This is a genomic window from Pseudoalteromonas aurantia (assembly GCF_005886875.1).
Classification (GTDB): Bacteria; Pseudomonadota; Gammaproteobacteria; order Enterobacterales; family Alteromonadaceae; genus Pseudoalteromonas; species Pseudoalteromonas aurantia_A.
This window is the reverse complement of sequence record NZ_PNBY01000068.1, coordinates 45,329-52,258: the sequence shown is the minus strand read 5'-3', so window position 1 is coordinate 52,258 and position 6,930 is coordinate 45,329. Positions and strand designations below refer to the sequence as shown.

The following is a 6,930-nucleotide window of genomic DNA, read 5'->3' as shown; positions in this document are numbered from 1 at the left end:
ATCTGATCGGCATTAAGCAAATGCTGGCTTAATACTATTTACTAAATACTACAGCGTTTGTAGTTTCTATACTTAGGTAGCCAATAGTTTTTATTGATTGCCGCCCAGATAGCATCATCATCCATTTCAAGCGCAACGCCTTCTTCCATAGCAGATTTTGCAACAGCAAACGCAATACGTTTACTTAGCTGTTCAATATCAACCAAAGCAGGCAGTAAACAGCCCTTACCAGTATTAGCCAGTGGTGAAGATTCTGCCAATGTCTTACTCGACACCATTAACATATTATCGGTAATTCGTGTGGCTTTAGCAGCAATAACGCCAAGCCCTATGCCAGGGAAAATATAACTGTTATTACATTGGGGGATCGGGTAAGTATTACCTTCAAACTCAACGGGTTCAAATGGGCTACCGGTAGCAACAATCGCATTACCCTGAGTCCAAGCAATTACATCTTTTGGATGTGCTTCTACCTGACGTGACGGGTTACTTAATGGAAATATAATTGGACGCTCACATCCAGAGTACATCGCGCGGATCACTTGTTCGGTAAACAACCCTGGTTGGCCAGAAACTCCAATTAAAATATCTGGCTTTGCGCAGTGCATTACATCAAGAAGTGATGCAAAGTCGCCGCTATAACTCCATTCACTTAGCGCATCATTTGATTGAACTAAAGCCGCTTGGAAATCGCGCAGATCATCCATACCTTCACTAAGCAAGCCAAAACGATCAACCATGTAAATTTGGCTACGAGCTTGCTCGCTTGAAGCACCTTCAGCCACCATTTGACTAATAATTTGCTCAGCAATACCACACCCAGCAGAGCCTGCGCCAACGAACACCACTTTCTGCTCTGATAATTTAGCACCTTTGACACGACACGCAGCTAACAAAGAACCCACAGTCACAGACGCTGTACCTTGAATATCATCGTTAAAGCTACATATTTGATCTCTGTATCGTTTCAGTAGTGGCATTGCGTTAGGCTGCGCAAAATCTTCAAACTGTAGTAGAACACTTGGCCAACGACGCTTAACAGCGTCAATGAATAAACCTAAAAACTCATCGTACTCAGCTTGGCCTATGCGCTTATGACGTGCGCCCATATACATAGGATCATTGAGTAATTTCTCGTTATTTGTACCTACATCGAGCATGACAGGTAATGTATAAGCTGGGCTAATACCACCACACGCTGTGTATAGCGACAATTTACCAATCGGGATCCCCATGCCACCAATGCCTTGGTCGCCTAATCCTAGAATACGCTCTCCATCAGTGACAACTATTACCTTCACTTTGCCTTTTGTGGCATTACGTAAAATATCGTCGATTTGGTAGCGATCTTCATAAGAAATAAACAAGCCGCGTGAGCTGCGATAAATATCAGAGAATTTCTCACAAGCATCCCCCACCGTTGGGGTGTAAATAATTGGCATCATTTCTTCTAAATGATCGCGCACCAGACGGTAATATAACGTTTCGTTATTGTCTTGAATTGCACGTAAGTAAATATGCTTGTTTAAATTGTCATTGAAGCTTGAGTACTGCTGGTAACAACGTTCAACTTGTTCTTCGATTGTTTCAAAGCGCGGAGGCACAAGTCCCGTTAAATTAAAATTCTCTCGCTCATTTTGGCTAAATGCACTGCCTTTGTTTAACAATGGCGTTTCAAGAAGGTTAGGGCCAGAAAAAGGAATATATAGATAATTTGGATCTGTTTTTTTAGTCATATTTGCAAGCTAGACACATTTTAAAAGGCTAAGAGTTTATTATTGCTGAAAGTGGCCAAATTTCAATGAAATTCGTTCAGATCAGACCAATACAATCGACTCTGTAAATACACTGTTAAATGCCTTACAGAGCCCATCATTATAACGTAGTTTATTGTGCAAGCCTATGACTATTCGCTGCTTTCACCCAGCGCAATCCCTTCTCTACGAGGATCTACGCCACCGAGTAGTTCACCATTTTTCAATTCAATTACATGTAACCCAGAATTTAAGTCTCTTAGATGAACTTTATGCCCACGTTTTTCAAAATCCGCTTTTATCGACGCCAGATTTGTTCCCTTTTCTAACGTAGTGTAGCGATTTCGATTGGTAATTTTTGGCAAATTTACTGCTTGCTGTGGGGTTAATCCCCAATCTAAGACCCCAATAACCGTGTGTGCCACATAATTAATGATCCGACTTCCGCCTGGTGAACCAACCACAAGTTTTAGCGAGCCGTCAGCATTAAAGACCATCACCGGAGACATCGAACTTCTTGGTCGCTTGTGCGCTTCAACGCGGTTCGCCATCCACTTGCCATTTTTCTTTGGACTTAATGAAAAATCGGTTAGTTGGTTATTTAATAGATAGCCGTCAACCATAACCGTTGAGCCAAACCCCATTTCGATCGAGCTGGTCATAGAAACCGCATTACCCTGTGCATCAACAACAGAGACGTGCGTTGTTGAAGGGAGCTCAAAGCCGTCATCTTTCGCATAAGCTAACTTGCCAATCGGCTGACCTACTGGCACATCATGGTTATCCTCATCTGAAATAAGTTTAGCGCGCTCAGCTAAGTAGTCAGCTGCAAGTAATGCGGTTGTTGGTACGCTCACAAAGTCGGGATCTGCGACATAATGGTTTCTATCTGCAAATGCTAACCGCGATGCTTGTGTGAACAGATGCAATGCATATTCATCATTTGCAGGATACTGTGACAGTTTTTTACCTTCCAGCAATTTCAATATTTGTAATACCGCAATGCCGCCACTACTTGGCGGAGCCATAGAACATACCTTATATTGATGATATTCAGTGCAAATTGCATCTCGAATTTTACTGGTATAGTTAGCTAAATCAGACTCAGTTAACGTCCCTGGCGCAATTGCTGATGTTTGCACCGCGTTTACTAACCGTTTGGCATGTTCGCCTTCATAAAATGCACGAATGCCATGAGCGGCAACTTGCTTATACAGCGCTGCAAGCTCTGGATTCTTTTTTAACGTACCAACTGTCAATGCTTTTCCATTTGGGTAAAAGTACTCTTTAGCAGGTGAAAGTTTTGCTAAGCCGGGGTTAAATTTTTTCTCTAACAGCATATTTAACCGAGCTGACACAACAAACCCGTGTTCAGCCAATTCAATGGCCGGTTTAAATAACGTCTGCCAATCTAATTTTCCATGCGCTTTATGTGCTTGGTTAAACGCGTGTAAGAGACCAGGTACCCCCACAGAGCGGCCACCTACAACCGCCTCAATCCACTTAGCGGGTTTACCTGTGTCATCTAAAAATAGGTTGTGATCAGCACCTGAAGGGGCTGTTTCTCTGCCATCGTATGTGATCAGTTGCTGTGTTTTATTGTCGAAATACAATAAAAATGCGCCACCGCCAATACCTGATGACTGTGGCTCTACCAAAGTGAGTACCAATTGCGTTGCAATCGCTGCATCGACGGCATTTCCACCTAAAGCCAGCATCGCTTGCCCTGCTCGACTAGCATACGGATTCGCAGCTGCGACCATATACTCATTTGCAGTCACTTGCTGCTTGATTTGTAGACCCGTGGCCGCTTCAGGTTCTCGCGTCTCTCTTTGTTGTGTTTCTAAAATAGTGCAGCTAGATAGCAGTAAACTGATAGTGATTGCCGCGAGTAATGGCAGAGACTTTTTCATGTTATTCACTTTTGTGTTGTTCTTAGCATTGGCATAATAAAAGTAAAGAGGCACAATATGCAAAAAATAAAGATGCTTATAACCAAATTATTATGTTTGATTTACCTATCAACCGAAAATATATTTTACCGCCCCTATGTTTAATATTACTCAGTACTCTCTTTATGGCGGTCAATAGTAATCCGCTATTTGAATTTAACCGTTCACTCATTGAGCAGCATCAATGGTGGCGCATTGCCACGAGCCAATTTGTTCATGCTAACTGGACACATTTAGGGCTTAATGTACTGGGCATTGTATTTATATGGTTATTGCATGCAGAACACCGCTCACCCCTTCGTTATCTCGTTCATACACTTTTCCTTGCTATTTGGACTGGTATGGGGATCTGGCTATTTTGTCCAACAATTAATGTCTATACCGGATTAAGCGGTTTACTGCATGGTGTTATTGTCTGGGGGGCAGTCAAAGACATGTGTGTGGGTATGCGCACAGGATTATTGTTATTTGCTGGTATTTGGGTAAAGCTTGGTTGGGAACAGTGGCATGGGCCAAGTGTTGATGTGGGTAATCTAATAGACTCAAGAGTTGCCATTGAAGCACATTTAATCGGTGCAATAGGTGGGTTGATATTAAGTCTCAATTTGCTTTATGAGCTATTAAAAAACCACTTTTTCACAGATAAGAAGTAATTGAGAAACAAAAACGCCAACACAATGTTGGCGTTTATTATATAAACGTTTATAAGTTTTCTTGGAACAACTTATAAATACGACGATATTCATCTAACCAGCTTGAAGGCTGAACAAAACCATGCGGTTCAACTGGGTAAATGGCCGTTTCAAAATCTTCTTTTTCCAGCTCAATTAAACGCTGTACCAAACGCACAACATCTTGGAAAAACACATTATCATCAATCATTGGAGCATTGATCAACAAATCATTTTTCAACCCTTGTGCATGATAAATTGGTGAGCTTCTACGATAGGCTATTGGGTCAACATCAGGATGATTCAATATGTTTGACGTGTACCCTGTATTGTAATAAGCCCAATCAGTAACAGGACGAAGTGCCGCACCTGCTTGGAATAGATCTGGTTGCGTGAACATTGCCATAAACGTCATGAAGCCGCCATATGAGCCGCCATATGTACCCACCGATTTGGTGTCTACATTGGCGTACTCGGCCATCCACTTCACGCCATCCGCTAAATCTTCAACTTCAGGTTTACCCATTTGACGGTAAATCGCAGTTCGCCAGTCTCGGCCATAGCCTTTTGAAGCTCGATAATCCATATCCATTACTACGTAACCTTCACTGGCTAACAGAGAATGAAACATAAATTCACGGAAGTAGACTGACCAACCCATATGTGAATTTTGCAAGTAGCCAGCACCGTGATTGAAAATCACCGCTTTACGCTTTTTACCACCCTCACCTTCAACATAATCTGCTGGATAGTATACTTTGGCATACACGGGTTGATCTGTATGACTTGAAGGCACTGCGACTATCTTTGGCGCAATCAGTTTTTTATTTAAAAATGTGTCTGATACTGTATTTGTTAAACGTGTAGTTGTCGCTCCGGGCTTCGCATCAGCAACGTATAATTCATTTGGCATCATTATTTTTGAATGATTCAATAACAGCTTAGTGCCATCAGGGCTTAAACTGTAATCTGTCATACCATTTAAATCTGTCAGCGTTTCTGTCTTTGCGGTTTGAGGATCCACACGATATATTTCGTATAACCCAGGGTGCTCAACATTCGCTTTGTAGTAAATAGCGCTGTCGTCTTTACTAAGCGTTAAATTCGATACAACATAATTGCCTGATGTCAGCTGCGTTGCACGCCCACCGAGTGGTTTGGTGTATATATGGCTATATCCTGATTCTTCAGATAAGTAGTACAAGGTATCTGTATTATTTAACCAGCCGAAATCGTTGTAAACATAGTTCACCCACGCCTCATCATGTAAGCGATGCTGAGATACAAACTCTTGCTGTTCAAAATCTACTGTCGCTAACCAACGGTCTTTGTTATCCCACGCCTCAAGCATGACTGCCACTTCTGAGCCTGTGCTATTCCATTGAATGGCGCTTTGACTCCAGCCCCAATCTCGTATTAAGTTGATTGCACGTGGCGACTTCTCTGACTGATAGGTTTTACCTATAGCTGCTGCATTCTCTTTTTTAACACCTGCTAACACATCTTCATCATAACCCGGTAAAGTGTCATAGCTTAAACTTGTTTGCGCTTTAGTGGCTAACTCTAGCAGCACAACCTCTGAATAAACCGCTTTTGCTTGTGCAACACGACGGCGAGCTTGCACAGGGTCGATATCACCGTTTTGACTCACATAGTTTGGCATGATGTCTGTTTCTGCATTCCAGCGAGTTTTGTCTGTCACGACCGCAATCAGTTTATCCCCTGCTGGAGATAGGCTTGCTGATACCAATGCTTTGCCTTTACCAAGGTAAAAGTGGCTATTTGCTACTGTGCTATTTTGTTCTTTGAGTGCCTTGGTACGTTGCTCACGATCTAGGCTATTTTTATGCGTTAAAGCAACATATTCAATCAGCTTATGTTGCTCTTCGGCAATAAAACCATTAGGTGCAGCTAAGCCTTTTGGTGCATCAGACAAATGAAGTTTTGTTAGCTCTTTTGACTGACCGGTACGAACATTCACAGTGTAAAAAGTATTTCCAACCCGGTACGCAACATCGCCTGAATTTAAAAATTGTAATTGAAATGCTCGCTCTGACGAAAACGTTAACTGTTTGATGTCGCCAGTACTAATCGTTTTAGCAAACACATTGCCTTTAAACGTATAGACTTGATACTCACCATTTGAAGAATACACCGCATTTTTGGCACCAACCGAATGTAATTGCGAAAGCAATACTTTTGTTGGTGCAGTGTTATTTGCGACAATGAACGTGTCTTTTAAATCACTACCTGCTTGCTTTTGATTGAATACAACCGTTTTGCTATCTGCTGCCCAAAACGCATTTTGCGGTTTACGTCCTAGCCAGTCTGGATGAGCCATCGCTTGCTCTAACGTGATTTGCTCACCACCAAAATCGACTGGTGTTGCTACAACTGAGGCTGGTATACCTTGGTCTTTAATTTGATTTGATGAGGTATGTGTTGTTTGGCAACCGGTTAAAAATAAACTTGATGCGATAGCGGCTGAGATAAGAGATTGTTTGATCATTGCGCTTCTATTTTTATGAAAATTGCCTTATTTAAGCAAATTCA

The 6,930-nt window shown here is 42.0% G+C and carries 4 protein-coding genes; 1 reads left to right on the top strand and 3 read right to left on the bottom strand.

The window, feature by feature from the left end; genetic code table 11:
* Positions 1-41 precede the first annotated feature (41 nt).
* Both CWC18_RS14100 and ggt read right to left on the bottom strand, forming a co-directional pair.
* On the bottom strand, positions 42-1,736 hold the full coding sequence (locus CWC18_RS14100) for an NAD-dependent malic enzyme (protein ID WP_138589513.1): 1,695 nt from the start codon (positions 1,734-1,736) through the stop codon (positions 42-44).
* Between the two features lie 170 nt (positions 1,737-1,906).
* Entirely contained in the window at positions 1,907-3,667 is a 1,761-nt protein-coding gene (gene ggt, locus CWC18_RS14095) for a gamma-glutamyltransferase (RefSeq protein WP_138675501.1), read from the bottom strand.
* A gap of 92 nt (positions 3,668-3,759) precedes the next feature.
* Here ggt and rrtA point away from each other — a divergent pair, with 92 nt between their 5' ends.
* Positions 3,760-4,359, top strand: a complete 600-nt coding sequence (gene rrtA, locus CWC18_RS14090; RefSeq protein WP_138589515.1) for a rhombosortase — start codon at positions 3,760-3,762, stop codon at positions 4,357-4,359.
* Between the two features lie 49 nt (positions 4,360-4,408).
* On the opposite strand, the gene CWC18_RS14085 is transcribed toward rrtA, so the two are convergent.
* Positions 4,409-6,886: a S9 family peptidase gene (locus tag CWC18_RS14085; RefSeq protein WP_138589516.1), complete on the bottom strand. Its 2,478-nt coding sequence runs from the start codon at positions 6,884-6,886 to the stop codon at positions 4,409-4,411.
* Positions 6,887-6,930 lie beyond the last annotated feature (44 nt).

What these genes read in the sequence shown, in the direction of transcription:
- CWC18_RS14100 (WP_138589513.1), bottom strand. Translation starts at nt 1,736, where the DNA reads ATGACTAAAAAAACAGATCCAAATTATCTATATATTCCTTTTTCTGGC.
- ggt (WP_138675501.1), bottom strand. Translation starts at nt 3,667, where the DNA reads ATGAAAAAGTCTCTGCCATTACTCGCGGCAATCACTATCAGTTTACTG.
- rrtA (WP_138589515.1), top strand. Translation starts at nt 3,760, where the DNA reads ATGTTTGATTTACCTATCAACCGAAAATATATTTTACCGCCCCTATGT.
- CWC18_RS14085 (WP_138589516.1), bottom strand. Translation starts at nt 6,886, where the DNA reads ATGATCAAACAATCTCTTATCTCAGCCGCTATCGCATCAAGTTTATTT.